Below are 26,776 nucleotides of genomic sequence, written 5' to 3' on the forward strand. Positions count from 1 at the left end.
ATAGATGTAGAGCTTGAGCAGGTCTGCCGGGTCGTACGGCGGACGGCCCTGTGCGGGCAGGGCGGCAAACCCCAGCTCTTCCAGATCGAGTGCCCCGACGAATCGATCGATAAAGCGGACGCTGTTCTCCTCCGGCACCATCTCGTCGAGGCAGGTGGTGTAGAGGGCCAGTTGCTGGCGGTCTTGTCCCTGTAGATATTCCATGGCATGAAGATACGGAAATACGGGGGTTTTGAAGGAAAAAAAAACTCCTACTTATCCACAGAGTTATTAAGTTTTGAGACAGTCTGACGGTCTCGTATAACCGTCAGTTACGGGATTAAAGTTACTAATTTTCGGTTAAGAACTGGCGTTAGCAATTCCGAGTGGATTCGGACGTAGTCGAATCCGCCGTAATTGCGGTTATACATTGTGCCTGTTGCACAACCACCTCTTCAAATATAGCAAAAGGCTTGTATAAAATTGAGAAGTTTATTAATTTCATGCCTATGCAAGGCAAGAAAAACTATCAGGAAAAACTCTTCACAAGCTTTAAGCTAAGTGACAGGGTTTCAAAAGAAAATTTTTACCGACGGCTAAAAGAAGTTCTAGACCTGGACTTTCTTTACCCGCTCACCAATAAGTTCTATGGACAAAGTGGGCAAAAAAGCATAGACCCCGTGGTCTTTTTTAAGATATGCCTGGTGGGCTATCTGGAAAACATAACCACAGACCGTGGCCTAATGGACCACTGCAGTATGCGCATGGACATCCTTTATTTTCTGGACTATGATATTGACGAGCCTTTACCTTGGCACAGCACCATCAGCCGCACACGGCAACTTTTCCCGGAAGATATTTTTGAAGAAGTCTTTACCCGTGTTCTGAAATTGTGCATAGAGGCCGGTCTGGTAAGCGGCCATACCCAGGCCATCGATTCAGCTCCCGTAAAGGCCAATGCCTCGATGGACAGTCTTGAGATCAAAGTGCCGGCAGATGAACTTGAAGAACACCTTTCCAAAGTGCGCGTACAGAGCAGCAGGGACAGAAAGGCCAAAGAGAACAAAGCGCCTAAACAACAACAGGAAATAACGGCCAGTAAAAAAGAATTACAGGAGATCAAGAGCCGCAACAAAAGATGGAGCGAAGACCAGGATATGCGCCCGGGAGCCAAGAACAAAGGCAGCCGTTACACCAGCAACAAGACCCATTATAGTCCTACCGATCCCGATTCCAGAATAAGTGTCAAGCCCGGGAAGGCAAGAAAGCTCAACTACCTGTGCAACATAAGCGTAGATACCGGGGGCCACGTGATTACCGATGTGCAGGCTTACCACGCCGACAAGAAAGACAACCAGTATTTGCAGGACACCGTGGCAAGACTTAACAGGCGGTTGAGAAAGGAGGGAATGATTTGGGAGCACCTCTTGGCAGACACCGGCTACAGCAGTGGGGAGAACTATGCCTATCTGGAAGCCAGGGGCATTAAAAGCTACATTCCGCCCCACGGAACTTACAAAGGCGGCCCCGAAGACTTTAACTATATAAAAGAAGGTAACTACTGGCTGTGCCCACAGGGAAAGAAAGTAACCTTCCGCAAGCAGAAACTTGAAAAAGGCACATTAAAGGATAATTATTTTACAAAACGAAGTGATTGCAAGGGATGTCCCATCAAAGAAAGCTGTATAGGCAAGAGCCACGAAAAGCGGATCAATATCACTGCTTACCGGGAAGAATATGAACGCAACATAGCGAGAATGAAAAGCCCCACTGGTCGGTATCTAAAAAGCAAACGGCAAAGCACCGTGGAGCCTGTCTTTGGAACCCTCAAGGAGTTTATGGGGCTTCGCAAGGTCAATACCATTGGCATCAAACAGGCCAACAAATGCATGCACCTCTCGGCAATGGCCTACAACCTCAAGAAATACCTCAAGTTTATCCAAAAACGCGCAAAGAGCGGGGCGGAAAGCCTGGTTTTGTATTTTTTACCAAAAATAGTGCTTCAGAATGTAGCAAGGCATTTTTTAAAGGCACCAAATTTGGTTCATTCTCAAGCCTGACCAAAAAAACAAAGCCGCTTAAAACGGCTTATATTGGTTCGGACTTAAAAAATTAAGGGGTTGTGCAACGGTTACCATTATTGTAGCCAGTTTTTTTCTTTTTAATTTTTCCCCAAGCCAAAACTTTTACTCCTTTCGAATAATGAATTTTGCTTGGACGTTTTTTTATTAATTTTTCAAATCTTGGATAACTCAATTCCAATTTTTGTATGTCAATTTCGTTAATTGGCCATTCCAAATGATGGATTTCAAATTCGTTTATCGAATCGTTTGTGTCTTGAAAAAGAGCATATCTTTCCGTTAACCATTTGTCCAATTCCGTTTTTTCGGTCAGTTCGTTTCCAATTTTAAATTCAATATTTAATTTGTCGTTAAATTCCGAATTTTGGGATTTATATATTTTATCAGTCCGTTTTATGTTCGAAAATCTATATGGGAGTTCTGAAATTCCTTTTGCGACTTTACAAGATAAATTTTTTCCACCTTCAATACTCAGGAAGTAAACTCCAGTTTTATTATTAGACTTAACATAAGTACGAATATTGATTTCGTCAAAATCCGATATTGGCGAAAAAGAAGGTAAGTTTTTCGGTCTTATTTTTTCCATTGTAAAGGCAACAACTGAAATCCAAGGTTTGCCTTCAAAAAGGTCAATTTCCAATTCATTTGGAACAAACTTTTCTAATTCGTTCAAGTCAACTTGATAATGAAGAAATATTGCATTATTCCACTCTTGGTAAAATTTCCAATTTTCCGTTGGAATTTCCCAAGGTCTATGTTTTGTGGTATTTAATATTTCTCGGATTGTCATTTCTCAAATTGGCTACAACACGTTTATATACGCATGTTTTTAAAATCTTATTGCTGCTATCCCGCACATGTACGCAACAGCATGCCTCCCCAAATATAAAGCTTATTTCCCAATCACCTGCATCAAGGTTTCCACCTTAGTTTTCAACACCTTCTTCTCCTCTACCGCAATACGTTAATGCAAAGGCAGCGTGGGGTTTCTGCGGTAAAGTGAGGCGGCAGCGGGAATGGAAGTTCAGTAATTATGGCAGGCCTGCCATAAATGCGTCTAGGGCGGTAATTGCAGCGCTAAGCACTGCGGGGTCTAAGACTTCATTGAGTCTGTTTTCTGTTAAACTTGCCATAGCTAAAAATTTAATTGGTTACTATGGTGGCAATTTGGTAAAAATATAAATACCAGTCAACGGGGGAAATCCCCCATTTTTCATGGGGGATTTCCCCCTATTTCGTCATCAATAAAAAAAAGCCCCAAAGGGGGCTTTTTATATTGCATTATGCTATTTCGTCCTACAGTGCATCCGCACCTGCAGAAGCCACGGTATGGTCATTTTCCACACTACTTCCGCTTACGCCAACAGCTCCAATAATATCGCCTTTTTTATTTTTAAGCAACACACCACCTGGAAAGGAAATGAGTCCGCCATTGGAGTGTTCAATATTGTAGAGAGATTCGCCGGGTTGCGAGAGCTTTCCTATTTCGCCAGTGGGCATATCAAAAAATCTGGCTGTTTTTGCTTTCTTAAGGGCAATATCGGCAGAGCCCAACCACGCGCCATCCATACGTGCAAAGGCAACTTGGTTGGCGCCGCCATCAACTACGCATATGTTCATCTTGGTATCTAGTTCCGTAGCTTTCTTTTTTGCTGCGGCTATTACTTTTTCTGCTTGCTCTAATGTGATGTTCATTGTTTTCTAATTTTGATTAATCACCAATATAAGCAGCAGCATTTTAAAAATAGTGAAGTTTGTGTTAAGCTTGTTTATTCGCGATGATCAAGCGAAAAACTTCAAGCAAAAAATTAAGGATTTATCTGCCTTTTTAGAATGAAACGCTTTTCGCCAAAAAGAATATTATTTTCCTTTTGCTTCAATCCACTTTGCCAAATATTTAGTGCTCTGCAACGTGTGATGCTGCAGTATCTGCCCCATAAAATTCTGTCGGCGATGTTTTTCAAGATTCGCCAAGAGCGATTGTATTTGATTTTTGAAAACATCGGAAAACATTTTTTTTTGAAAACGATTTTCAATGATACTGAACCCGTTTTGTTGTGCTTTGTTCCAAAGGTCTTTCTGGGAATATAATTGAACTGAGACATCGATAAATTTCTCTTTTGAAGTAGAAATCGTTCCGCCAAAAGGAAGCTCGCCGCACATTCCCTCCGCCCCGATTTCCGTAGTTACCGTGGGTAAGCCAAAGCGCATGGCATCCAAAAGTTTTCCCTTTAAACCGGCACCGAACCTTAGTGGAGCCAATTGCACGCGATAAGTTTTCATCGCCATCTCTAAATCATCTGCCCACCCCTTAATGAGAAAACCTTCTTTTATATTATTTAGCTGAAGCACTTGTTGCGGGGCATAGGCTCCGTAAATATGCAATTCGGCATCGGGAAGCTGTTGTCTTATTTCCGGCCAAAGTTTTTTAAGTTGTAGCACCGAATCTACATTGGGCGCATGCAGCAAGTTGCCGATGGCGAGAAAGTTTTGCCGCTCCTCAAAAGTGGGAGTGCTTTCGGAAACTGCTGCTACCAAAAACGGCAAATAATAAAGTATTTCCGAAGCAATCTTAAACCTGCTTTGTAACAGTTCCATTTCATATTCTGAAATGATAAGCGACAGATCGCATCTCAGGATGCTGGCCAGTTCGCGTTTAGCCGTTTCTGAAAAGAGGTTCGCTTCTGAAACGGGCTTGTTCGCCTTCACCGCTTCTTCCCTCGCTTTCCGCAAAAAGTGAAGATCTTCGGTGTCGAGAATTTTTAAGGCTTTCGGGCAGTTTTCGGAAACCCGCCACCCGAATTGTTCCTCGGTTATGTAGCGGTCAAAAACGACGATTTCGGGGTTCAATTTTTTTATAAATTCATCAAAGGAAACATCGTTCAACTTAATATTTTGTATTGAAATATGCTGCCTTTGAAGGTTTGCAGTCTTTTCGGAAACGGCAGCTGTACTGGCAAAGGTGATTTGGCACTTTTCTTCCTTGAATAATTCGATCAATTGCATCATCCTACTACCCGCAGCAGTGGTGCTGGGCTCGGGAAAGGTGTGTCCGATTATTAAAAGTTGTTTCAAGTTTTTGGTTTCGAATTACAGGTTTCGGAATAAAAAAATCTATCGGTTGGTCAAAATCCGTAAAGCTCACACATCATTCCGAGATTGAAGAAAGCCGTAAGTGCTCCGAGAAAAAGCATTGCACTTACAAAAAGCGTGGCCAATATTACGATTTTATTTTTTGAGTGGTAATTTATATAATTGAGCGCCACTTGAAATAACAGTGCAATTGCCTGGGCAGACAACATACGCTGGGCACAGACAATTACGGGTTCTTTGTAGTAAAGAAAATAAGTGGCCACCATCAATACGATATATAGTGCTGTTATTCCGAAAAGGACTGTTTTTGGAAATTTGAAGCGTTGGGAGTTGGTCATAGCGCAAGGTTTTATCCAAAGATAATTATTAAACGTAAGTATAGCCAAAAAACAAAAGCCTTTCGGAGAAGTAAGTCTTCCGAAAGGCTCTTAACAAAGGATAGTGAAACCTATTGTTGCAACTTATATGGGCTATTATTCAAAAAATTCAGAACACGGGGTGTTGGTAAAGGTAAGGTTGTAGGAGGAATAATTGGGGTTTGAAGTTTGGCCGCCAAGCAATCTGCCGTACACACCGCAGGATGCAAGATCCTTAAATTGGGTATCGTGTACGCTCAGTTTGGCATTGTACCAAAGATCAATTGCACCTTTGTTGGTACTTGGGTCCTCCCCTGCATTGCTTATGGTAGCAAATGCGATTTCATTCATCGGGTTGGTGCCGTCTATCTTAATGCCCACCCAAGAGCCGGGGGTATTGGACACCCCTTTAATGGTTATGGGATTCGCTGCATTTCCTACCATTTTCAATCCCCCTGTGTCACGGATATTTATCTCGGTGCCGGGCGACATTTCTATGGTTACTCCCGGTTCAATGGTCAACTCGCCTCTTGCATTTACGCCACTAATACCGGTATTGAGCACCCGATAGGGTACATTTACTTTCTTCCAAACGCTTGAGTTCTCAAATTCAGCGGAATAATTGTAAAGCAAGACCCTGTCCAGATCGTTACCCGAATAATTATCGGTTGCCGAAGTCTGGGTGGCATAAACGGTATTTATAAGCAATGGATTTGCATTACCGGTGAAGCTATTGTTTTGCAGGGTCAGGCTGGTGTTTCTATAAATGGCGTTTAGACCCGAAGTTTGGCTATTGCTGATGGTGCAATTTTTTAAGGTTAAGGCGCCATCTGCATATACAATAATATTTCCGCGGTCGCCATTGCTATTAAAAGCTTGACCGCCACCATAACTAACGGTGACAAATTCCATAATATTTGATGAGTTTTCACTTTCCACAAAAATCCCACGCCAGGATCCGGGACTCGGCTGGGTTCCGGTAAACACGATAGGTTTGTTGGCGGTCCCGATTGCCTGGAGCGAGGATACGGTTTCTTGAAAAGCAAGACCAGAGTCTGGCGTAAAGGCTATTACAACTCCGGGTTCAATAAGTAGGCTGCCCCGAACCTGTGAAACACAGCTCACGATATAATCTACAGGTGCATCGGGATTGTCAACCAAGATTCTGTCCTGATTGAAATAGTCACAATCCAACTGGATGGGATCTACGTTTACGGGCGGTTCAACAGGATCGTCGCTGGAGCAGGAGGCCGCTATCAAGGCAAGTGAACACAACACTAAAAGGCTTAGCTTTTCGGAAGCATTTTTCAGTAGTTTTTTCATAATTAAGTGTTTTAATATTTAAAGGTTTTCAATATTCTTTGCACAAACCTACTCATCACCCGTACAGAAAAAAACAGCCACTTAGCATATGACGGTTGTGGGTTAGAATTTGGAAAAAAGCTATTAGCAATACCAAATACTCAATAAAAACCACCAAATACTAAAATTTCAAAAAACCTTAGCAAATAGAATGGTATTTTAGCTAATTGATGAAAAAATCCTTTTTAATAATATTCCTTGTCTTCGGAAATCTATGGCAATTTTCCGCACAGATAGCAGCCGATTCTATCGTGGGAGAATTGAAGCTACTTAATAATTCTGAAGTAAAAGCACAGCGTACTTCTCTTCAAGCAACATTTGAAGAAGTACAAAATACGCCCGACTGGAAACCTTATGATGCGAATTACGAAAATGAACCCGAAACCGCCATTTGGTTAAAATTTGAACTCGAGAACCGATCAAACGACACGCTGCCCATTTACTGCTTTACCGCACACGATTATGCCCACGTTTATCAACAAGCAGGTACGGATTTTAAAACTTTTAGGAACGGTTATTTAGTCCCTCTCCATAAGCGCAGCAATAAGAGAGAATTCTACATCACGGAACTCGTGCTGCCACCTTCCCAAAAATCGCAAGTTTTCATAAGGGTCAACAGTACTAGAAAAATAAAAAATGGAAATGTCGCGCTTTTTACAAAAGCATATTATTTAGAATTTGCCAATAACTATATCGAATCCGAAAAGCATTCGGTAGCGTTTATGGTTTTTTATATACTCTCATTATTTACCATTTTTCTATTTGGAGTGGTTTTTTGGTTGCGGACGCGTCATAGCCTCTACGCCTATTATTTGGCTTACATATTCTTTCAATTGATTTTTGCGTTTGATAGCTTGAGAAAAACAACCCTTGGCGTCGGCAATTTTTTTCTCTATTTATCTTATCCTTCCGGTTTCTTGGCAGAGGCTTCCCAATTTCTATTTATTGGTTTTTACGTCTTTTTTATCATCCATCTGCTGGAAATTAAAAAATATAACCAATCCCTTACCAAGGCCCTTACCTATTTTGGATGGTTCTGTTTGCTCTACGGATTAACTATTTTTATTTACTTAATATTCTGGAAAGATGCTGCCATTTCTAGTGACATAACCACCACCGTACGGTTTATAGTATTGCCATTGAATTTGGTAATGCTCATTTGGATCATTTATAAAGTAAAGCATCCTTTATTGAAGTACTTTGTAGTGGGCCACAGTTTCTTTTTTATTGGTGCGGTTCTGGCTTCCTATGTTATGATAACCAAAAGCAATCACTACCCAGAGAGCATTTTTAATTTTCCCTATGCTCCCATAATAATTTTTCAGGCAGGCTTACTTGCCGAAGTTTTCTGTTTTGCATTTGCTTTGGGAGAAAATATTTTTCTGCTTCAAAAAGAAAAGGAAACCACCAGCCAAAACCTAATTACACAATTACAAAAAAACCAACAGCTTCAGGAGAATATGCGCGTGGAGCTGGACAGAAAGATAAACCAAAAGACCGAGGAGTTGATCCAACTCTATTCAAAAATTGAAAAACAAAAAGAAGAACAGCTTAAAAACTCTTTTACCCAAAAGTTGCAGGAAATGGAAATGCTTGCCCTTAGATCGCAGATGAATCCGCATTTTCTTTTCAATAGTCTCAATTCCATAAAACACTTAATTATGACCTCGCGCAATGAGGATGCCGTTACATATTTAGATGATTTTTCAACCTTACTACGCAGCATCCTCTACAACAGCAACCGTGAAATCATTTCGGTGGAAGAAGAACTTGAAATAATAAAACTTTATCTTTCCTTGGAAAAAAATAGAATGGGCGATACCTTCAACTATACCATCGATGTAACTTCAATCGAAGAACTCTCGCAGTTCAACATACCGCCCCTGTTACTCCAACCCTTTGTTGAGAACGCCATTTGGCACGGGTTAAGGCCGAGCCAAAACCCGCAAAAGCGGTTGAAAATTACCTTTGACACCAGCGAGGTTCTAACAATAATCCTTGAAGATAACGGCATAGGCAGAAAAGCGAGCAGCACTGAAAATAAGATGCATAAATCCATGGGAATGGAGATTACCAGAGAACGACTGGCGTTGTTCAACCATTCCAACGAAACGTCCATAAAGCTTGAAATAATAGATCTGGAAAGTGAAAATAAACCCTTGGGGACAAAAGTTGTATTAACCTATTTTTATTCATAAAATGACTAAAGTAATCATTATTGACGACGAGGCACATTGTACGGAGGTCCTTGCCAATCTCATCAAAAAGGTACATTCAGATTATGAAATATTGGGCATTTTCACCAACCCGATCGAGGGACTCCTATATATTCAGAACAACCCGCCAGACTTGCTTTTCCTGGATATTGAAATGCCGAACTTGAACGGTTTTGCGTTGCTGGACAAACTGCTGCCCATAGATTTTGACATTATATTCACAACGGCTTATGACCGATATGCCATTCGTGCCTTTAATTATAGCGCCATCAACTATCTCCTAAAACCCATTTCGGAGCGAAATATAGTGGCGGCACTCGCCAATTGGGAAAAGAGAAGAAAGAAAATCAGTACTGAACAGTGGCGATTGCTTCAAAGCAGCTTTGAAAAATCGAATAAGGAATGTACTAAAATTGCACTCCCCACGGGAATAGGCTTTAATATTGTAGAGATAAAGAACATAATGCGCTGCCAGTCTGATAATAACTACACCAACTTTTTCTTACAGGACGGAACAAAAATTTTGATTAGCCGCACCCTGAAAGAAATAGATGATATACTTTCAGAGCATAAGTTTATAAGAGTGCATCAATCACATCTTATAAACCCCAAGTTTGTAAAAGGAATTTTAAAACAGGATGGCGGTAGTTTAATTATGAGCGATAATATTGAAATACCCGTATCCAGACAGAAGCGAGTACAGATCAATGAGATTCTGGAAACCATGCTTCGCTTTAAATAGATAAGTACAATCAAAAACTACAGCGTAAGAGGAAGTTATTTTAGATCCTCCAAATAAAAATCAATTCCGCCTCGCTACAAATTCGCTAAATACTATCTGCCTAGAGTGGCAATTAAACCACCTCCGCGTAGAGGTCAAAATCTTCGGCGGCCGTAATTTTTACAGTGCAGAATTCACCGGTTCGCAGATAGCCTTCTTCGGCATTGATGAGCACTTCGTTGTCCACATCGGGGCTGTCAAATTCGGTCCTGCCCACAAAATAGCCACCTTCTTTTCTATCAATCACCACGCGGAAGGTTTTTCCTATTTTTTGTTGGTTCAGTTCCCAGGAAATCTGCGATTGTATTTCCATAATCTGATTGGCGCGGTCCATTTTCACCTCTTCCGGCACGTCATCCTCAAGATTGTAGGCGTGCGTATTTTCTTCGTGGCTATAGGTAAAACAGCCCAAACGCTCAAAGCGCATCTCCTTTACCCATTGTTTCAAGGTTTGGAAATCTTCTTCAGTCTCCCCCGGATAGCCGACGATTAACGTGGTTCTGATTGCCATTTCTGGAACTGCCGCTCTAAATTCTTCCAATAATTTGGTAGTCTTCGCTTTGGTAGTTCCGCGGCGCATCGATTTCAAAATAGAATCTGAAATATGTTGCAACGGAATATCCAGATAATTACAAATTTTTGGCTCGGTGCGCATCACTTCCAAAACATCCATCGGGAAACCCGTAGGGAAAGCGTAATGCAAACGTATCCACTCGATACCTTCAACCTTTACGAGCTTTTGGAGCAGTTCTGCAAGATTTCTCTTTTTATATAAATCCAGGCCGTAATAGGTTAAATCCTGTGCAATCAAAATAAGTTCCTTCACCCCTTTCGCGGCAAGTTTTTCCGCTTCAAGTACTAAATCCTCCATCGGCGTGCTTCGGTGCTTTCCGCGCATAATTGGGATTGCGCAGAACGAACACGGCCGATCGCAGCCTTCGGCTATTTTGAAATAGGCATAATTTTTTGGGGTAGTTGTAATTCGTTCGCCAATCAATTCGTGTTTGTAATCGGCACCCAGCGCTTTTAAAAGTCCGGGAAGTTCGGTAGTGCCAAAATACTCATCCACATTCGGGATTTCCTTTTGCAGGTCTGGCTTGTATCTTTCCGAAAGACAGCCCGTAACAAAAACCTTGTCCACCAAACCGTCTTCTTTTTTCTGCACAAATTCAAGAATGGTATTTATACTTTCCTCTTTCGCATTGTTTATAAACCCGCAGGTGTTTATTACCACAATATTCCCTTCCTCTTCGTGCACAACCTCTTTGTTGCTGGCGCGCAATTGGCCCATCAACACTTCGCTGTCGTATACATTCTTGGAGCAACCAAGGGTTACAACGTTTATCTTGTTTTTCTTTAGGGTTTTGGTACGCATTGTTGAATTTTGGATTTACGAATTACGAATTTTGAATTTTTAAAAGCGTGCAAAGATACGACTAAATAAAATAAACAAATGCCAAATTCCAATTACTGCCAACTGCGACTGAACACTGCGACTTTTTAAGTAACTTTACATTTCAAAAAAATAATTAAAAATGAAAAAAATAACATTCCTGCTGGCCTTTCTCTGTGCCGGCTTCCTGTTCGCACAAAAAACAATGACACCCGAGCTTTTATGGCAGGTGAAAAAAGTTAGCCCTATCGGGATCTCTCCTGACGGAAAAGAACTTTTTTATAAAGTTTCAATTCCAAATATGGAGGAAAACAGTTTTGATTCCAAGTATTATAAGATGCCCGTTACTGGTGGTAATTTTACTGAAATTTCCAAAGAAGAAGCAAAGGTAACCGACAAAAATCTTTCGCCAAACGGACAGTACCTTTTAATAGACAAACCCGTTCAGATAAAAGAGGTGACCGGAAAGGATATCTATAACGACCTCCCAAAAAGTGATGCCTATGTTTATACTTCCTTGGATTATCGCCATTGGGATACGTGGAACGACGGTACCTACAATCACGTTTTTTATAAAGATGTAAACACCGGTGCCGAAACCGACATTACACCAGGCCAGCCGTATTACACGCCCCAAAAACCTTTTGGTGGCGACGAGGATTACATTTGGGATCCAAAAGGTGAAAATATATACTACGTAAGCAAAAAGAAAGCAGGAACCGATTATGCCGTAAGTACAAATACCGACATATATAAATACAATCTAAGCACCAAACAGACCGAAAATATTACAGAAGAAAACAAAGGCTATGACACCCAGCCAGCATTTTCAAAAGAAGACGCTTTGGCGTGGCTACAGATGGCAACCGATGGCTATGAAGCAGATAAAAATGATATTGTAGTATTGCAGGGCGGTGTAAAACAAAACCTAACCAGCCAGTGGGATGGAACTGTAAATGGTTTTATTTGGGCAGATAATAACAAAGACATTTATTTTACCGCTCCCGTAGATGGAACAAAGCAAATTTTTAAGGTTGATTATCCCGGGAAAACCCGAAAAATGCCAGTTGTTGAACAACTTTCAAAAGGGCAATTTGATGTTACGGGCATTGTTGCGGAAAATAATGGGCAGCTGATTGTTACCCGCACCGATATGAACCATGCTTCGGAAATTTTTTCTTTTGATTTAAAGAACAGGACTTTTAGACAGCTTACCCAAGTGAACAATGAGTTCTACGGAAAACTTGATTTGCCTACCGTTGAAAAGCGAATGGTTACCACAAAAGACGGCAAACAGATGTTGGTTTGGGTAATTCTTCCGCCAAACTTCGATAAAAACAAAAAATACCCGACCTTGCTTTATGCACAGGGTGGACCGCAATCGGCGCTTTCCCAATTTTATTCTACGCGATGGAATTTCCAGTTAATGGCTTCACAAGGTTATATAGTTGTGGCACCCAACCGTCGCGGAATGCCCGGGCACGGCGTGGAGTGGAATGAAGCCATCAGCGGCGATTGGGGCGGCGGCGCGATGCAGGATTACCTTGATGCGATTGATGATGTTGCCAAAGAACCATATGTTGACAAGGACCGATTGGGCGCTATTGGTGCAAGTTTCGGGGGTTATTCCGTGTTTTGGTTGGCAGGAAATCACGACGGGCGTTTTAAAACCTTTATTGCCCACGACGGCGTTTTTGACACCAGATCTATGTATGGGACTACCGAGGAACTATTCTTCGTAAACCACGATATGGGCGGTGCTTACTGGGAAAAGGATAATGCCGTTGCACAAAAGGCATACAACGAATTCAACCCGATCAATTATGTAGATAAATGGGACACTCCCATTATGATCATACAAGGCGGCAAAGATTACAGAGTACCTATTGAACAGGGTCTGAGTGCTTTCCAAGCGGCGCAATTGAAAGGAATAAAAAGCAAATTGCTATATTTTCCCGAAGAAAACCATTGGGTATTGCAGCCGCAGAATGCACTTGTTTGGCAACGGGAGTTTTTCAATTGGTTGAAGGAAACGCTTTAATAAGAAGAGAGAGGAAAGAGAAGAGAAGAGAATAAAGACGTTAGCGTCTAATTTTGGCCACGGATTCACGAATATTTCTTAATAATCATTCGTGAATTCGTGGTTTTTTATCCTCCGTAAGGATTGAAACTATCAAAAAAAGCAAGAAGACTGCTTTGTGAAAGATGAAAAAACAGAATTAATATGGCATAAAAAATCACGTAACCTTTTGTAAAATATTCCTTTCTAACAAAATAAATTCCTAAAAAAAGCAATGCCAAAAGAAAAGGTATAAAAGATAAATAAGGAAAGGCTATGTATTTATACAAATCCAAAGGCATCAACGGGTTTGGAACAGGTTTTATAAAATATTCAATAATTTTAAAAGAATGATACCCTGTAAGTATGCCAATATAGCCTACCAATATCCATAAAATATAAATGAAGGACTTACTGGGTTTTGTAATTACTTTTTCTTCCATTTATTTGAAAAAAGAATCCACAAATTCAAACTTATTGAAAACCTGAAGATCTTCCATTCCCTCGCCCACGCCAATATACTTCACGGGAATTTTAAACTGATCGCTAATACCGATAACCACGCCTCCTTTGGCAGTTCCGTCGAGTTTTGTGACTGCAAGTGAAGTTACTTCTGTTGCGGCGGTAAACTGTTTGGCCTGTTCAAAAGCGTTCTGACCTGTAGAACCATCCAATACCAAAAGTACATCGTGCGGCGCATCGGGAACAACTTTCTGCATAACTCGCTTCACTTTTGTAAGCTCGTTCATCAAGTTTATCTTATTGTGAAGGCGTCCTGCGGTATCAATGATAACTACGTCGGCATTTTGTGTTACGGCGCTTTGTAGCGTATCAAAAGCTACGCTGGCAGGGTCGCTGCCCATACTTTGTTTTACAATGGAAACATCGGTTCTATCGGCCCAAATTTGCAGTTGGTCAATCGCCGCAGCACGGAAAGTGTCCGCCGCTCCCAAAACAACTTTCTTTCCTGTTTTTTTAAACTGATATGCAAGCTTCCCGATGGTCGTAGTTTTTCCAACCCCATTAACACCAACAACCATAATCACGTATGGTTTTTTATTTTCCGGCACTTCGAACTCGGTTGCGTTTCCGGAGTCTATTTCGCTTAAAAGTCCTGCTATTTCTTCCCGGAGAATTTTGTTCAATTCATCCGTGCCCAAGTATTTATCCTTGGCAACCCGATCCTCAATCCTATCGATAATTTTTAAGGTGGTATTTACCCCAACATCGCTGGAAACGAGCACTTCTTCCAAATTGTCCAAAACGTCATCGTCAACCTTGCTCTTTCCTGCAACAGCTTTGCTCAGCTTATCAAAAAAGGAAGTCTTTGTTTTTTCAAGCCCCTTATCGAGAGTTTCCTTTTTTTCTTTTGAAAATATTTTTTTGAATAGACTCATTTTAAAAATTCAAGGTTTCAAGTTCCAAGTTTTTACTCAGTTGTTCAACTTTGCCAAAGTTTAATCTCTAACGCTCCTTTCCCAATTTCAGGGAAAAGTAGATTTTAAATTACCCTCAAGGCGATTTAAAAAACGGAGGGGGAGCAAAAATACGAAAAGCCACCTTCGCAAAAAAGTGGCTTTTCCTTAATATTTTAAGCTGGTTATTTTTTGTTCAACCAGTCGTTTACAAATTCTGGAGCCATGATAGCTTCAGTAAATGTATAAGCTCCTGTTTTTGGCGATTTAACCATTTTTATTGCTTTGGTTAAACGCTTTGAACCTGTTTGTAACGATGCTACTGATTTCTTTGCCATGACTTATATTATTTAATCTCTTTATGAACGGTCATTTTCTTCAAGATTGGGTTGAATTTTTTCAACTCCATTCTGTCCGGGGTGTTCTTCTTATTTTTGGTGGTGATGTAACGTGAAGTTCCTGGTTTTCCAGACTCCTTGTGCTCTGTGCACTCCAAAATCACTTGTACTCTATTTCCTTTTTTAGCCATTGTAACAGACTTTATTGATTATTGCAATTATTTAGTTAAAAAGCCTTTTTCGCGGGCTTCTTTCATAACCGCAGAAATACCTTTTTTATTGATGTCTTTTATAGCAGAAGCTGAAACACGTAGGGTAACCCATTTGTCCTCTTCTGGAATATAAAAACGCTTTTTGAGCAAGTTTACATCAAACTTACGTTTGGTTTTATTCATTGCGTGCGACACGTTATTTCCAACCATCGCTTTCTTTCCGGTAAGTTCACAAACTCTTGACATTCCTTAACCTTTTTAAGTTATTTTTAAAACAGGGTGCAAATTTAAGTAATTCTTTTGTGATGTACAACAAAAGAAAATTAGTTTTTTGAAATTTCTTTTAGCAACATCTCCAAGGCTTTGTTTGCCGCCTTTTCAATAACCCGATAGCGGTCGTTTCCGAAACTAAACTTCTCTGAAACAACGCCATTTGGCGTGCCTATGGCAATACATACTGTGCCTACCTCATCTTCCCCATCTCCCTTTGTGGGGCCCGCAATGCCTGTGGTGGCAATGGAGTAATCCGATTCAAAAAGTTTGCAGCACCGTTTGGCCATTTCTTCAGCAACTGGAATACTCACCACATTATATTGCTCGATAATGTTTTTTGGCACACCCAAGATTTTGGTTTTTAGACCCGTGTCATAGGGAATGATGCCTCCCATAAAGGCAGATGAAGCGCCGGCATATTGAGTGATTTCGGAGGCGATCCTGCCCCCGGTACAACTTTCTGCCACGCTATAGGTCATCCCCTTTTCCGTGAGGATTTTTCCAATCAACTCTGCAATGGAGGTTTCACCCTCAAAGCCCACAGCAATATCGGAAAGCATTTCTTCCAAAATTTCCATTTGTGAGTCCACACTTTTCTCCAATGCCTTTTTGTCTTTCCCTGTAGCGGAAAGCCGTAAGCGGACTTTTCCCAAGGAAGGCAAATAAGCAAGTTTGATGTCTTCCGGCAATTCGTTTTCCCAATCGGCAATCCTTTCGGCAATGGCACTCTCCCCCAGCCCATAGGTTATAAGCGTTTTGTGATATATATGCGGCCTGTTGAAGCGTTTTATTACCCGCGGTAAAACTTCTTCCTGTAAAAGATGTTTCATTTCATACGGTACACCCGGAAGCGAAACAAAAACTACTTCATCCATATCCATCCACATGCCGGGGGCTGTGCCGTATTGGTTCATCAAGATAGTAGCCTTGGAGGGAACCATTGCCTGGCGAAAGTTCGCCGGCAGCGGTTTATTTAGTTGGTATTTTTTGAAAAGTTCTTTTACATTATCAATCACGGCGGGATCTTCCACTAAAGTATCGCCGAAAAAATCACAGAACGTTTGTTTGGTAACATCGTCCTTTGTGGGACCCAAGCCGCCGGTTATTATAACAAGATCGGCATGTTTTTTTGCGTCTTCAAATGCTTGTAGAATATGTTTGCGGTCATCTTGCACCGAGGTAATCTGATAGACTTTTACGCCCACCTTATTCAATTCTTTCGAAATATAGGCTGAATTGGTATCAACAATCTGGCCTATGAGAATCTCATCGCCTATGGTAATTATTTCTGCAAGCATGTTATAGTTGGAAGTCTTGTTTCAGCTCGTCAAATACGTGGTTTAAGGTGCTAAGTACATTCTCTAAATGTGGGAGGACTGTAGCCTTACTTTTGGATGTCTTTGACCATGCTTCAATACTGGTAATATCCTTAAGCGCATCTATACCAAACATCTCAATATTTGGTTTCATTTTATGGGCAAATTGGTATGCCAATTCCCTGTTTTCATTCTCGATGGCTTCTTCCATGGAGTGCAAATCAGGCGGAATTTCATCTAAAAATGTCTGTGCCAATATTTTTAGGAAATCCTGATCCCCATCAGCGATTTCACTAAGATTCTCCTTTGCATAATATTTGGTCATCTCACTTAACTTTTATGGAAAACATTTCGGTTTCCTCTATAAACCCCTTCAAAACATCGTTGGTTTCAACCTTGCCAACACCTGCGGGAGTTCCGGTAAAGATAATGTCCCCGATTTTCAGCGTAAAATATTTTGAAATATATTCGATTAAAGCATCGATTTTCCACATCATCAGCATAGAATTGCCATTTTGGACGGTATTTCCGTTGCGTTCTAGGCTGAAATTTATATTATTCACATCCTTAAATTGCTCTTTTTCAATGAATTTTCCGATAACTGCGGAACCATCAAAAGCTTTCGCTTTTTCCCAAGGAAGTCCTTTTTCCTTTAAGTCGGCCTGCAGATCTCTAGCCGTAAAATCAATACCCAAACCTATTTCATCATAATATTTGTGGGCAAATTTCTGGTCTATATGTTTTCCTATTTTATTGATACGGACCAATAATTCCACCTCGTAGTGCACTTCATTTGAAAAATCTGGAATAAAGAACGGCTGTTTCTTTAACAATATTGCAGTATCCGGCTTTAAAAAAATAACGGGATCGGTTGGTTTTGCGTTATCCAGTTCCTTAATATGGTCTGCATAATTTCGACCTATACAGATTATCTTCATTATAAATTTAGAATTTTGTATTTAACTTTTGAAGCCGAATGCGGGTGAGCACCTGTTTTGTGTACAGCGGAAAATCGGCGTTCAACAACCAGCCAAAGTAGCCAGAATCTTTTTCCAAAATTTCGGTTACCAAATTTCCCTTATACTTTCCAAAAGAGAAAATCTCGATACCATCTTCGTTGTAACTTATAAAACCTGCAAAATCGGCATGATCGCGGTGTGAACTGAAATCGGCCAAATAATTGACATCGTTTTGTAGTTCCGGATACCTGTCTAATTGCGCCTTCAACACTTCGTAGGTTGCATTTGTATCGGCAGCGGCGCTGTGGGCATCGGTTAGATCCTTATTGCAATAAAATTTATAGGCAGCCTCGAGTGTGCGCTTTTCCATTTTGTGGAAAATAGTCTGCACATCTACCGAAAGGGCTTTTTTCATATCAAAATCCACTTCGGCGCGAAGCAATTCTTCCGCAAGCAACGGAATGTCAAAACGGTTGGAGTTGAACCCGCCCAGGTCGCTATCCTTAATCAACGCATATATTTTTGGCGCCAATTCCTTAAATGTTGGTTCGTTGGCAACCATTTCATCAGTAATTCCGTGGATTGCCGATGCGCCCTCGGGAATAGGCATTTCGGGATTTACGCGCCAGGTGTGGCTTTCCTTGTTTCCGTTTGGAAAAACCTTTAAAATGGCTATTTCCACAATTCGGTCCGTTGCCACGTTTACCCCAGTGGTTTCAAGGTCGAAAAAGCAAATCGGTTTTTTTAAGTTGAGTTCCATTGTTTTGTTTTGTGGTGCAAAGATACTTTTAATTGAAGTTTTGAGGGTGCATAAAAATCAAAAAGGGAGATTTTGAATTCAAAACCTCCCTTTTCGCAATATGTATTCGAATTAAATTTCTCGGTTAACGTCCCACGCTTCCAAATAGTCGGCTACGCGTTTTACGAATTGTCCGCCCAAAGCGCCATTTACCACACGGTGGTCGTAACTGTGCGAAAGGAACATTTTATGGCGAATCCCGATAAAATCACCTTCCGGGGTTTCAATTACCGCCGGTACTTTTCGGATTGCGCCCAATGCGAGAATACCCACTTGCGGTTGGTTGATAATTGGCGTTCCCATAATACTTCCGAAAGTTCCCACGTTTGTAACGGTGTACGTTCCACCCTGTATTTCGTCGGGTTTCAATTTATTTTCGCGAGCGCGGGTCGCAAGGTCGTTCACCGCTTTGCTCATTCCCACCAGATTCAATCGGTCAGCATTTTTAATTACCGGCACAATAAGGTTTCCGTCCGGCAGGGCTGCCGCCATTCCCAGATTTATATTTTTACGTTTGATGATATTGTTGCCGTCCACCGCAATATTCATCATCGGGAAGTCTTTCAGCGCCTTTGCTACGGCTTCCATAAATATTGGGGTAAACGTTAAATTTTCGCCTTCCCTTTTTGCAAAGGCACCTTTCACCTTATTTCTCCAGTTCCAAACATTAGTAACATCGCACTCCACGAAAGACTGCACGTGCGCCGAAGTTTGAGTGCTTTCAATCATATGGTGGGCAATGAGCTTGCCCATTCGTGTCATTTCAACTATTTCATCTTCCCCGCTTACGGAAACCGGAGCCTTTGGTTTTGCTGGTTCTGTGGCTTGCGCTTTGGCAGTTTGGGGATTTTTGGCCTCCACTACTGTTTGCGGCTGTGGAGTTTCAGTTTTTGAAGTTGCGCGATTTTCAACATATTCCAAAATATCGTTTTTGGTTACGCGCCCGTCTTTTCCGGTGCCCGAAATTGCGTCCAGTTCTTCCTGTGAAATATTCTCGGCAGCCGCAATATTCTTTACCAAAGGTGAATAAAACCGGTCGCCGGTATTTTCAATCTTTGCTTGTGTGGTCTCCTTGGCAGTTTCCACTTGCTTTTCCACTTCCTTCACAATTTCGGGCGAAGGAGCGCTTTCCGCAGTTGTCTTTTCCGTTCCGTTGCTTCCGGCAGTTTCAATTATGGCGATGGTCTGGCCTACTTGCACCACATCATCAACGTTGAAAAGCTTTTCGACCAAAACGCCATCTACTTCGCTGGGCACTTCGCTATCTACCTTATCGGTAGCAATTTCAAGTACAGCTTCATCAGCTTCAATGGTGTCGCCCACTTCCTTTAGCCAGTTGGTCAACGTTGCCTCTGCAACGCTCTCACCCATTTTGGGCAGTTTCAATTCAAATTTTGCCATAACTATTGATGTACGATTTCCAATTTACAATTTTTTGATTTTGAATAAATCATTCCCACACTCACCAATCACCACTCATCAAGCACTACTCAAAAATCGTTGCAAAATTAGTTAAAATTTGTTCGTTCTGGGTTTCAAATTTCTTAAAAAACAACCACACCGCCCTTTTCGTCGCTTTGGTCGCTTCCTATTATGAAATTACAACCCGGTGGCCGTATGCGGAAACGGTTGTTCTGCCCTTTTAGCTGTTTCATCAATTTGAAGATTTCTTTATAGGAAATATATTCGGCATCAAAGACCAAGAGACTGTTTTTGAGCACTATCTGAAAATGCACATTTTTTGAAACCATCTGGAAAACGGTTGCGGTGGAAGCCGATAGTTGCTCCAGAAGCTCGATATTTTCAGTGAAGAAATAATTTCGCTCAAGGTTTGGCAATGGCACCACTTTCTTATCGGCAGAAATTTTATGTGCGGCCTTTGCCAATGCGACGCCGGCAGAAACGGAACTTTCCAAAAGAAAATTTTTGTTGAAATGCTTTCGGTAAAAAATTTGCATTGCCCCGTAAAAACGTTCAAAATAAGCATCGTCCTTTTTGGTGCTCTCTCCTTTGTAGTGAAGCACCGTTGTATTTCCCAGGTAATGGTTTTGGTAGCCGGCCTTGGTTATTTTGTAGCTGAAATCTATGTCTTCCCCGTACATAAAATAATCCTCGTCAAAACCGCCCACTTCGTGGTAAATACTTCTTTTTAAAAGCATAAAGGCCCCAACGAGCACCTCTACTTTGCCCTGCTCTGTTTCCAGAATTTGGTTGGCGTAGTATTTCTTTGTGAAGCCGGTAATTTTTAAGAGTGAAACCTTTGGCGTGGGAAGGTTACGTTTGCTCTCGGGAAGGAAATGTCCGGTGCCATCCATTAAATAAACACCCAAGGCACCAACGTTTTCAATACTTTCGTAATATTCCACGGCTTTTCTAAAAGTATCTTCAGAAACTGCTGTGTCTGGATTTAAGATACAAACGTACTCGCCTTTTGCAACGGCCACAGCTTGGTTATTCGCTTTGCTAAAACCTACGTTCTCCTTGTTTTCAATCAAAACAACCTTGGGAAAAAGAGTCTTGACCATTTGGCAGCTATCGTCTTTTGAAGCATTGTCAATGACTATTATTTCAGCATCCCAATGCTCCGTAGCTTTCTGGACTGAACGAATGCACTGCTCCAGAAAATAACGCACATTATAATTGAGAATAACGACTGAAAGCTTCAAGGTTTAGGTGTTTTTTAGTGAAGATTCAAAAGGAATTCGGTGCAGAATACTTCGGCCGAGGGTAACCTCATCCGCATACTCAAGCTCATCGCCTACTGAAATTCCACGGGCAATGGTGGTGGTAGTTATATTATAAGGTTCAATTTGCTTATAGATGTAAAAATTGGTGGTATCGCCTTCCATCGTAGAACTGAGCGCAAAAATAAGTTCGCGGACGTTGCCCGTCATTACCTTCTCCACTAAGGAAGGAATGGTTAAATCGCCGGGACCGATACCGTCCATCGGCGAAATTTTTCCACCCAAAACGTGGTAGTGGCCACGGTACTGGCTGGTGTTCTCAATGGCCATTACATCGCGAATGTCTTCAACCACACAAACCAATTGCTCATCGCGGCGTGGGTTCGCACAAATCTCACAGAGTTTTGTATCGCTGATGTTGTGGCAATTTGCACAAAAATTTATTTCCTCGCGCATTTTTACCAAGCCCGCTGCCAATTTTTGTGATTGTTCTTTAGGCTGTTTCAGCAAATGAAGCACGAGTCGAAGCGCGGTACGCTTACCAATTCCGGGGAGTTGGGACATTTCGTTTACCGCATTTTCAAGTAGTTTTGAAGAAAATTCCATAGTATTTTTACAGCAGCCAAGTTAAAAAAAATGCTTCAGAAAAAGAGACTTTTCCTGAAGCATTCCTATTATAAAAGTGATTCTTAATTTATAAGAAGTTTTTTAGTCGCCGTACCCTCTTCACTATTGATACGAACAAAGTAGGTTCCGCTGGAAAGAGAGGAAACATCAACCGAATGCCTGTTCGAAATTGAAGATTCGGTTTCATAAATAAGAAGTTTTCCGGAAATATCAAAAATCCTGATTTCAGCTTTCATCGCCTTTGGTAAGACAATAGTAAATTGAGAGTTTGCTGGGTTTGGATATAAAGACACGTTATTTTCAGAAATTCTATCTTCAACTCCCGCAACACCAGTAACCAATGGAGATGCCCAAAGGCCTCTTCCGTAAGTTCCTGCATACAGCAAGCCATCAACTTTGTTAATTTCCAACTCATTTACATATACATTTGGCAACAGGTTACTGTAAGGCTGCCAATCTGTGAAGGTATTGTCTATATAATAAATTCCGTAATCCATACCCAAATACAGTCCATCTTGACCATTATCATCCCATACTACCGCAAAAGCACTAAAATTTGGAAGGTTCTTTTTATAGTTTATCCAAGTTGCGCCTCCATCATTTGAAACCATTACACGGTTTGTTGAAGTTACGGCTACGGCAATTTTATTAGGATCCGTAGGATGTATTGCTATTGAATTAATTGCTCCACCAGCGTTTGTAGTTTGCACCCAATCGGTTGCTCCCCCATCAGTTGTTTTGAAAAGAAATGCAGCTCTGGAAGCATACATTATTTGGTTATCGGATGGTGCGATTTTTAAATTATCAAGATTTGCACCTAGATTTTGTGAAACTGCTGTCCAGCTTCCTCCAAAAGTTGTAGATTTATAAACAACATTGTAACCTACATATATTACGTTATCAGTAATTGGATCTTGCTCAAATGGAGTAACCCAATTTCCTGATCCATTTCCAGGCTCGTTAAGGCCGGTATAGGAACTTCCTCCGTTATTGGAACGATAAAGTTGACCTCCCTGGGTAGTACCGTAAAATAAATTATTGTTGGTTTTATCTATAAATGATTCCATACCATCTGCTCCCAACCAATCTCTCCATCCAGTAGCGGCAGTATAAAACGAAGTGCCATTATCCTGGGAACCTCCTGAAACTATAACATCGGCTGTTTGTGAAACTCCTATTTTATAAAATTGACGAATTCCTAAACCATCGGTTAAATCTTCGTAATAATTGGCAGTAACTGTTCCTGTATTCGCAGCTTTAAAAACACCTCCATCGGTAACCGCAAATAAAGAAGTTCCGTAGAATTGAAGATCATCTACATCGGCGTGGCAGTAACCAATATTTTGAGAAGAAGCGTTTCCTGGAATCCAATCTGAAGTACACGAAAAATTAACACCCCCGTTTGTGGAGCGCCAAGTAAGGATTCCTGCTATATGCACTTCGTTTACATCAGTTGGGTTAACCGCAATACCCATATCGCGAGGAGCTTGACCGCTATTGTCATTTCCGCTAGTGCTATAACCAAAAAAGTTAAGGCTTCCATGATTTAATTTTGTGAAGGAACCACCGCTATCATTGGAAGTATAAAACCCCCCAAATCTACCGCCGTTTGCTTCCAAAACATATACCACGTTTGCGTCATCTGCAGAAACACCAATCATTTTTGCCCCGGAGGTAAAACCGCCAATTGTAGTGAATGTGGCTCCGCCATCTGTAGATTTGTGAAAACCGCTTCCTGAAGCGTATACTACTGAAAGATCGCCTGGTTTAAATTCAACATCATAACCGCTATTGTCTCCTGAAACTACTTTCACCCAATTGGCACCGCCATCTGTGGTTCTATAAATTCCAGAGTTTTCAGAAGTACCAAATATCATATTAGTATTAGACGGGTTGATTACTATCTTGTTTACCCTACTGCTTCCAATAGTTCCCAGAACATTCCAAGTGGCTCCGGCATCGGTTGATTTGAATATTTTTCCACTATTTGAACCAAAAAAATAGGTGTCAGAATCTGTTGGATCTATAGCAACTGAATAAACCGATAAGTTAGAGAAATAATCACTTAAAGGCGTCCAAGTCTGGGCGCCATCGGTTGTTCTCCAAACACCGCCGGTATTTGCGCCAACAATCATATGGTTTGCATCTCCCTCGTCTATTGCAAGACCCGTAATTCTACCTACACCTGGGTTCCATCCTGATGTAGCGTTCCAGGAAGTTGGACCTAATTCTTGCCAGTTATCCGGAAGCACACGACGGCTGGATGCCGTTTCATTTAAATAAGCATTCCACTGTTGAAGTTCGTCTAAACGTTCCTCGGTTGTAGGAAGATATCCATCCTCTTTCACTCTTCTGAGAGCGTTGTACTCCCATCTTTTAAATTGTTTGTACCCACTTCCACGACCTTTGTCTTTATCGGCAAAGTGAGCTTCGGCACTGTCAATAATCTCTTGTACCTTATAGGTACCCGCATCAATCATCTCAAGGTATTCCTGTGCCTGAACGACAAAAGAACCAAAAAATAATGTAAAAAGTAGAAGTAATTTAAAACGCATCTTTTTAATTTTAAGGAAGTTACATAATATATTTATCAAAGTTTTCAAATGTATCAAAAATAAAAATGGTAGAGAAACCAAACTTTGTATTTTTACCGAAAAAGTATCTCTAAATTTCTGTAGTCTCATATCTTATGCAACCCTTACATATTCTGCTTTTAATTGTTGGTTATTTTTTGGTTTTGATTTTAGTTTCCTTTTTGACCAATAGAGGCGGAAGCAATGCCGATTTCTTTAAGGCAGGAAAACAGTCGCCATGGTATTTGGTTGCCTTTGGAATGATTGGCGCCTCGCTGAGTGGCGTTACCTTTATATCGGTTCCCGGATGGGTAGAGGCTTCAAAGTTTAGTTATTTTCAGGTTGTACTGGGCTATATTGTGGGCTATGCAGTTATTGGCACGGTGCTGCTTCCGCTGTATTACCGTTTAAATTTGACTTCAATTTATACCTATCTGGAAGGACGATTCGGGAATGCTTCCTATAAAACCGGAGCATCGTTTTTTCTGCTTTCAAGGGTAGTTGGAGCGAGTTTTCGGTTGTATTTAGTGGCGGTGGTGCTGCAAAGCCTGATTTTTGACCAAATGAATATTCCGTTTTGGGTGACAGTTACTATCACAATTTTACTCATTTGGCTCTATACCTTCAAAAGCGGAATAAAGACAATCGTATGGACCGATACGCTGCAAACGCTGTTTATGTTAGTTGCCGTTGGCGTTTCGGTATATTATGTTTCCACAGATTTAGGTCTTTCGGGAAGCAATCTTTTCAATTTTATTGCCGATAGCGATATGAGCCAGATTTTCTTTTTTGACGATTGGAAATCGGGCGACCATTTTGTGAAACAATTTATTAGCGGTGCATTTATCGCCATAGTAATGACGGGACTGGACCAAGACATGATGCAGAAAAACCTCACCTGCCGCAATCTGAAGGATGCCCAAAAAAATATGTTTTGGTTTACTATTGTTCTGACCATCGTAAATTTTGTGTTTTTGGTTTTAGGTTTACTGCTTACGGTTTACGCAGCACAGAATGGGATTGACGCCCATAAAGACCAATTGTACCCAACGCTGGCAATGCAAAACGAATTCGGTTTTGGGGTTGCAATTCTTTTCATTTTAGGATTGATTGCCGCAGCTTACAGCAGTGCCGATAGCGCTTTGACCGCGTTGACCACCTCTTTCAGTATTGATATTTTGGGAATTGAGAAAAAGTATGACGAAGCAAAACAGGTACGCGTTCGCAAAATGATTCACATCTTGGTTTCCTTGTTACTTATTTTGGTAATTATAATTTTCAAATATGTAATCGCAGATGCTTCGGTAATTGCGAAACTTTTTGTTTTTGCGGGTTATACCTACGGCCCACTTTTGGGACTTTACGCGTACGGACTTTTTACGAAATGGAACGTAAAGGATAAATTGGTGCCCGTGGTGGCCATATTGACTCCGTTTTTGGGATATGCAATTAGCGCCCTCAGCGCGGCATACCTGAATTTCGAATTCGGATTCTTTATACTTATCCTGAATGGCGCGCTTACCTTCTTCGGTTTAATATTGATTCGTACCCAAAAGAACTAAGGTGCAGGCCACTTCAAATGCAATATTGTTCTTTTTGAGAATTTCGTAAAATTCAGGATTTTCGGTGCCTGGATTGAAAACGACGCGTTTCGGTTTCAACGAAACGATATAATCGTAATATTCAACTTGGCGTTTCGGATTTAGATAGAGGGTTACCGTGTCAATATCTTCAAAGTGTTCCTTTTCCGTGGCAATGGTTACGCCTGCTACCTCCCCTGTTTTAAGGCCCACCGCCTCCACGGGATGCCCATATTTTACCAAACGATTTATGGCAATGTTTGAATATCTTCCCGGATTCAGGCTCGCGCCGAGTACTAATGTTTTCTTCATTCCGATAGTTTTTTTATGAAAATACAATACTCTTCAGCAAGATTTCATAAATGTTCGTTAAAATGAAGTGGAGCTTGAAACATTCGGAAGATTTCAACGTCTATATAGTACTTACACTTCATTCTTTACTGCGACAATTTTTACGTTGATGGTTAGTGTTAATGATAGCAGTAAAGATTCAAACCCGGAGCACCCGCTTCGGGTTTGTTTTTTTAAACTTTTTCTAAAAAAATTGTAACAGAAAAAAATATACATCGTCTTTTATATAGAAATACGAAAACATTTGCGCCTTTAGTATGTTATACAAGGTAATATTTAATGCAATATAATGGTATTTTATTTCATTAATCATTAACATCAATCAATCA

The 26,776-nt window shown here is 41.0% G+C and carries 26 protein-coding genes; 5 read left to right on the forward strand and 21 right to left on the reverse strand.

Annotated elements, in window-relative coordinates:
• The coding region (locus tag LS48_RS14225) for a transposase (protein ID WP_369038071.1) at nucleotides 1–204 on the reverse strand (204 nt) is incomplete at its 3' end.
• Nucleotides 205–488: 284 nt separating this feature from the next.
• On the opposite strand from LS48_RS14225, the gene LS48_RS14230 reads away from it, so the two are divergent.
• Nucleotides 489–2,039 (forward strand): IS1182 family transposase, encoded by a 1,551-nt coding sequence (locus LS48_RS14230; RefSeq protein WP_076692491.1) that lies wholly within the window; start codon nucleotides 489–491, stop codon nucleotides 2,037–2,039.
• Nucleotides 2,040–2,091: 52 nt separating this feature from the next.
• Here LS48_RS14230 and LS48_RS14235 read toward each other — a convergent pair whose 3' ends face one another.
• The 5 genes from LS48_RS14235 to LS48_RS14255 all read right to left on the reverse strand — a co-directional run bounded on the left by LS48_RS14235 (nucleotide 2,092) and on the right by LS48_RS14255 (nucleotide 6,832).
• A complete protein-coding gene (locus LS48_RS14235; RefSeq protein ID WP_062623163.1) occupies nucleotides 2,092–2,850 on the reverse strand; it encodes a YqjF family protein in 759 nt (252 codons plus the stop codon).
• Nucleotides 2,851–3,356: 506 nt separating this feature from the next.
• A complete protein-coding gene (locus LS48_RS14240; RefSeq protein ID WP_062623164.1) occupies nucleotides 3,357–3,755 on the reverse strand; it encodes a GlcG/HbpS family heme-binding protein in 399 nt (132 codons plus the stop codon).
• Nucleotides 3,756–3,920: 165 nt separating this feature from the next.
• Nucleotides 3,921–5,135 carry a glycosyltransferase gene (locus tag LS48_RS14245; protein WP_062623165.1) on the reverse strand — a complete coding sequence of 405 codons (1,215 nt, stop codon included), beginning with the start codon at nucleotides 5,133–5,135 and terminating at the stop codon, nucleotides 3,921–3,923.
• A gap of 50 nt (nucleotides 5,136–5,185) precedes the next feature.
• Nucleotides 5,186–5,491, reverse strand: coding sequence for a hypothetical protein (locus tag LS48_RS14250; RefSeq protein WP_062623166.1), 306 nt, complete (start codon nucleotides 5,489–5,491; stop codon nucleotides 5,186–5,188).
• 135 nt (nucleotides 5,492–5,626) lie between these two features.
• Nucleotides 5,627–6,832: a hypothetical protein gene (locus LS48_RS14255; protein WP_062623167.1), complete on the reverse strand. Its 1,206-nt coding sequence runs from the start codon at nucleotides 6,830–6,832 to the stop codon at nucleotides 5,627–5,629.
• Between the two features lie 209 nt (nucleotides 6,833–7,041).
• On the opposite strand from LS48_RS14255, the gene LS48_RS14260 reads away from it, so the two are divergent.
• Both LS48_RS14260 and LS48_RS14265 read left to right on the forward strand, forming a co-directional pair.
• Nucleotides 7,042–9,069 (forward strand): histidine kinase, encoded by a 2,028-nt coding sequence (locus LS48_RS14260; RefSeq protein WP_062623168.1) that lies wholly within the window; start codon nucleotides 7,042–7,044, stop codon nucleotides 9,067–9,069.
• A 1-nt stretch (nucleotide 9,070) separates the two neighbouring features.
• Nucleotides 9,071–9,829 carry a LytR/AlgR family response regulator transcription factor gene (locus tag LS48_RS14265; RefSeq protein WP_062623169.1) on the forward strand — a complete coding sequence of 253 codons (759 nt, stop codon included), beginning with the start codon at nucleotides 9,071–9,073 and terminating at the stop codon, nucleotides 9,827–9,829.
• Nucleotides 9,830–9,941: 112 nt separating this feature from the next.
• Here LS48_RS14265 and rimO read toward each other — a convergent pair whose 3' ends face one another.
• Nucleotides 9,942–11,243, reverse strand: coding sequence for a 30S ribosomal protein S12 methylthiotransferase RimO (rimO, locus tag LS48_RS14270; protein ID WP_062623170.1), 1,302 nt, complete (start codon nucleotides 11,241–11,243; stop codon nucleotides 9,942–9,944).
• Between the two features lie 160 nt (nucleotides 11,244–11,403).
• Here rimO and LS48_RS14275 point away from each other — a divergent pair, with 160 nt between their 5' ends.
• A complete protein-coding gene (locus tag LS48_RS14275) occupies nucleotides 11,404–13,302 on the forward strand; it encodes a S9 family peptidase (protein WP_062623171.1) in 1,899 nt (632 codons plus the stop codon).
• A 107-nt stretch (nucleotides 13,303–13,409) separates the two neighbouring features.
• Here LS48_RS14275 and LS48_RS14280 read toward each other — a convergent pair whose 3' ends face one another.
• From LS48_RS14280 to LS48_RS14335, 13 genes are all read right to left on the reverse strand, one after another.
• The gene (locus LS48_RS14280; RefSeq protein WP_062623172.1) at nucleotides 13,410–13,763 is read right to left on the reverse strand and encodes a hypothetical protein; all 354 of its coding nucleotides are present in this window, start codon (nucleotides 13,761–13,763) and stop codon (nucleotides 13,410–13,412) included.
• Entirely contained in the window at nucleotides 13,764–14,717 is a 954-nt protein-coding gene (gene ftsY / locus LS48_RS14285) for a signal recognition particle-docking protein FtsY (protein ID WP_062623173.1), read from the reverse strand.
• Between the two features lie 203 nt (nucleotides 14,718–14,920).
• Complete coding sequence (locus tag LS48_RS15015) at nucleotides 14,921–15,073, reverse strand: DUF4295 domain-containing protein (RefSeq protein ID WP_076692490.1); 153 nt, start codon at nucleotides 15,071–15,073, stop codon at nucleotides 14,921–14,923.
• An 8-nt stretch (nucleotides 15,074–15,081) separates the two neighbouring features.
• The gene (rpmG, locus tag LS48_RS14290) at nucleotides 15,082–15,264 is read right to left on the reverse strand and encodes a 50S ribosomal protein L33 (RefSeq protein ID WP_045081706.1); all 183 of its coding nucleotides are present in this window, start codon (nucleotides 15,262–15,264) and stop codon (nucleotides 15,082–15,084) included.
• A gap of 27 nt (nucleotides 15,265–15,291) precedes the next feature.
• Nucleotides 15,292–15,531 carry a 50S ribosomal protein L28 gene (gene rpmB / locus LS48_RS14295; RefSeq protein ID WP_014782807.1) on the reverse strand — a complete coding sequence of 80 codons (240 nt, stop codon included), beginning with the start codon at nucleotides 15,529–15,531 and terminating at the stop codon, nucleotides 15,292–15,294.
• Between the two features lie 77 nt (nucleotides 15,532–15,608).
• Nucleotides 15,609–16,856 carry a competence/damage-inducible protein A gene (locus LS48_RS14300; RefSeq protein ID WP_062623174.1) on the reverse strand — a complete coding sequence of 416 codons (1,248 nt, stop codon included), beginning with the start codon at nucleotides 16,854–16,856 and terminating at the stop codon, nucleotides 15,609–15,611.
• Nucleotide 16,857: 1 nt separating this feature from the next.
• On the reverse strand, nucleotides 16,858–17,199 hold the full coding sequence (locus LS48_RS14305) for an Hpt domain-containing protein (RefSeq protein ID WP_062623175.1): 342 nt from the start codon (nucleotides 17,197–17,199) through the stop codon (nucleotides 16,858–16,860).
• Between the two features lies 1 nt (nucleotide 17,200).
• Nucleotides 17,201–17,812 carry a fumarylacetoacetate hydrolase family protein gene (locus LS48_RS14310; protein WP_062623176.1) on the reverse strand — a complete coding sequence of 204 codons (612 nt, stop codon included), beginning with the start codon at nucleotides 17,810–17,812 and terminating at the stop codon, nucleotides 17,201–17,203.
• A 7-nt stretch (nucleotides 17,813–17,819) separates the two neighbouring features.
• Nucleotides 17,820–18,593: a 3'-5' exonuclease gene (locus LS48_RS14315; RefSeq protein ID WP_062623177.1), complete on the reverse strand. Its 774-nt coding sequence runs from the start codon at nucleotides 18,591–18,593 to the stop codon at nucleotides 17,820–17,822.
• A 111-nt stretch (nucleotides 18,594–18,704) separates the two neighbouring features.
• Nucleotides 18,705–20,033: a dihydrolipoamide acetyltransferase family protein gene (locus LS48_RS14320; RefSeq protein ID WP_062623178.1), complete on the reverse strand. Its 1,329-nt coding sequence runs from the start codon at nucleotides 20,031–20,033 to the stop codon at nucleotides 18,705–18,707.
• A gap of 143 nt (nucleotides 20,034–20,176) precedes the next feature.
• Nucleotides 20,177–21,298, reverse strand: a complete 1,122-nt coding sequence (locus tag LS48_RS14325; RefSeq protein ID WP_062623179.1) for a glycosyltransferase family 2 protein — start codon at nucleotides 21,296–21,298, stop codon at nucleotides 20,177–20,179.
• A gap of 3 nt (nucleotides 21,299–21,301) precedes the next feature.
• Nucleotides 21,302–21,922, reverse strand: a complete 621-nt coding sequence (recR, locus tag LS48_RS14330) for a recombination mediator RecR (RefSeq protein WP_062623180.1) — start codon at nucleotides 21,920–21,922, stop codon at nucleotides 21,302–21,304.
• An 83-nt stretch (nucleotides 21,923–22,005) separates the two neighbouring features.
• Nucleotides 22,006–24,498, reverse strand: coding sequence for a T9SS type A sorting domain-containing protein (locus LS48_RS14335; protein WP_062623181.1), 2,493 nt, complete (start codon nucleotides 24,496–24,498; stop codon nucleotides 22,006–22,008).
• Nucleotides 24,499–24,632: 134 nt separating this feature from the next.
• Between LS48_RS14335 and LS48_RS14340 the strand changes: the two genes are divergently transcribed.
• A complete protein-coding gene (locus LS48_RS14340) occupies nucleotides 24,633–26,078 on the forward strand; it encodes a sodium:solute symporter (RefSeq protein ID WP_062623182.1) in 1,446 nt (481 codons plus the stop codon).
• Here LS48_RS14340 and LS48_RS14345 read toward each other — a convergent pair.
• Nucleotides 26,049–26,408 (reverse strand): CoA-binding protein, encoded by a 360-nt coding sequence (locus tag LS48_RS14345; RefSeq protein WP_062623183.1) that lies wholly within the window; start codon nucleotides 26,406–26,408, stop codon nucleotides 26,049–26,051. The two genes, LS48_RS14340 and LS48_RS14345, sit on opposite strands and share 30 nt — an antisense overlap.
• Nucleotides 26,409–26,776 lie beyond the last annotated feature (368 nt).

This window comes from Aequorivita aquimaris, from assembly GCF_001573155.1.
GTDB lineage: Bacteria > Bacteroidota > Bacteroidia > Flavobacteriales > Flavobacteriaceae > Aequorivita > Aequorivita aquimaris.

What these genes read in the sequence shown, in the direction of transcription:
- LS48_RS14230 (WP_076692491.1), top strand. Translation starts at nt 489, where the DNA reads ATGCAAGGCAAGAAAAACTATCAGGAAAAACTCTTCACAAGCTTTAAG.
- LS48_RS14235 (WP_062623163.1), bottom strand. Translation starts at nt 2,850, where the DNA reads ATGACAATCCGAGAAATATTAAATACCACAAAACATAGACCTTGGGAA.
- LS48_RS14240 (WP_062623164.1), bottom strand. Translation starts at nt 3,755, where the DNA reads ATGAACATCACATTAGAGCAAGCAGAAAAAGTAATAGCCGCAGCAAAA.
- LS48_RS14250 (WP_062623166.1), bottom strand. Translation starts at nt 5,491, where the DNA reads ATGACCAACTCCCAACGCTTCAAATTTCCAAAAACAGTCCTTTTCGGA.
- LS48_RS14255 (WP_062623167.1), bottom strand. Translation starts at nt 6,832, where the DNA reads ATGAAAAAACTACTGAAAAATGCTTCCGAAAAGCTAAGCCTTTTAGTG.
- LS48_RS14260 (WP_062623168.1), top strand. Translation starts at nt 7,042, where the DNA reads ATGAAAAAATCCTTTTTAATAATATTCCTTGTCTTCGGAAATCTATGG.
- LS48_RS14265 (WP_062623169.1), top strand. Translation starts at nt 9,071, where the DNA reads ATGACTAAAGTAATCATTATTGACGACGAGGCACATTGTACGGAGGTC.
- rimO (WP_062623170.1), bottom strand. Translation starts at nt 11,243, where the DNA reads ATGCGTACCAAAACCCTAAAGAAAAACAAGATAAACGTTGTAACCCTT.
- LS48_RS14275 (WP_062623171.1), top strand. Translation starts at nt 11,404, where the DNA reads ATGAAAAAAATAACATTCCTGCTGGCCTTTCTCTGTGCCGGCTTCCTG.
- LS48_RS14280 (WP_062623172.1), bottom strand. Translation starts at nt 13,763, where the DNA reads ATGGAAGAAAAAGTAATTACAAAACCCAGTAAGTCCTTCATTTATATT.
- ftsY (WP_062623173.1), bottom strand. Translation starts at nt 14,717, where the DNA reads ATGAGTCTATTCAAAAAAATATTTTCAAAAGAAAAAAAGGAAACTCTC.
- LS48_RS15015 (WP_076692490.1), bottom strand. Translation starts at nt 15,073, where the DNA reads ATGGCAAAGAAATCAGTAGCATCGTTACAAACAGGTTCAAAGCGTTTA.
- rpmG (WP_045081706.1), bottom strand. Translation starts at nt 15,264, where the DNA reads ATGGCTAAAAAAGGAAATAGAGTACAAGTGATTTTGGAGTGCACAGAG.
- rpmB (WP_014782807.1), bottom strand. Translation starts at nt 15,531, where the DNA reads ATGTCAAGAGTTTGTGAACTTACCGGAAAGAAAGCGATGGTTGGAAAT.
- LS48_RS14300 (WP_062623174.1), bottom strand. Translation starts at nt 16,856, where the DNA reads ATGCTTGCAGAAATAATTACCATAGGCGATGAGATTCTCATAGGCCAG.
- LS48_RS14305 (WP_062623175.1), bottom strand. Translation starts at nt 17,199, where the DNA reads ATGACCAAATATTATGCAAAGGAGAATCTTAGTGAAATCGCTGATGGG.
- LS48_RS14310 (WP_062623176.1), bottom strand. Translation starts at nt 17,812, where the DNA reads ATGAAGATAATCTGTATAGGTCGAAATTATGCAGACCATATTAAGGAA.
- LS48_RS14315 (WP_062623177.1), bottom strand. Translation starts at nt 18,593, where the DNA reads ATGGAACTCAACTTAAAAAAACCGATTTGCTTTTTCGACCTTGAAACC.
- LS48_RS14320 (WP_062623178.1), bottom strand. Translation starts at nt 20,033, where the DNA reads ATGGCAAAATTTGAATTGAAACTGCCCAAAATGGGTGAGAGCGTTGCA.
- recR (WP_062623180.1), bottom strand. Translation starts at nt 21,922, where the DNA reads ATGGAATTTTCTTCAAAACTACTTGAAAATGCGGTAAACGAAATGTCC.
- LS48_RS14335 (WP_062623181.1), bottom strand. Translation starts at nt 24,498, where the DNA reads ATGCGTTTTAAATTACTTCTACTTTTTACATTATTTTTTGGTTCTTTT.
- LS48_RS14340 (WP_062623182.1), top strand. Translation starts at nt 24,633, where the DNA reads ATGCAACCCTTACATATTCTGCTTTTAATTGTTGGTTATTTTTTGGTT.
- LS48_RS14345 (WP_062623183.1), bottom strand. Translation starts at nt 26,408, where the DNA reads ATGAAGAAAACATTAGTACTCGGCGCGAGCCTGAATCCGGGAAGATAT.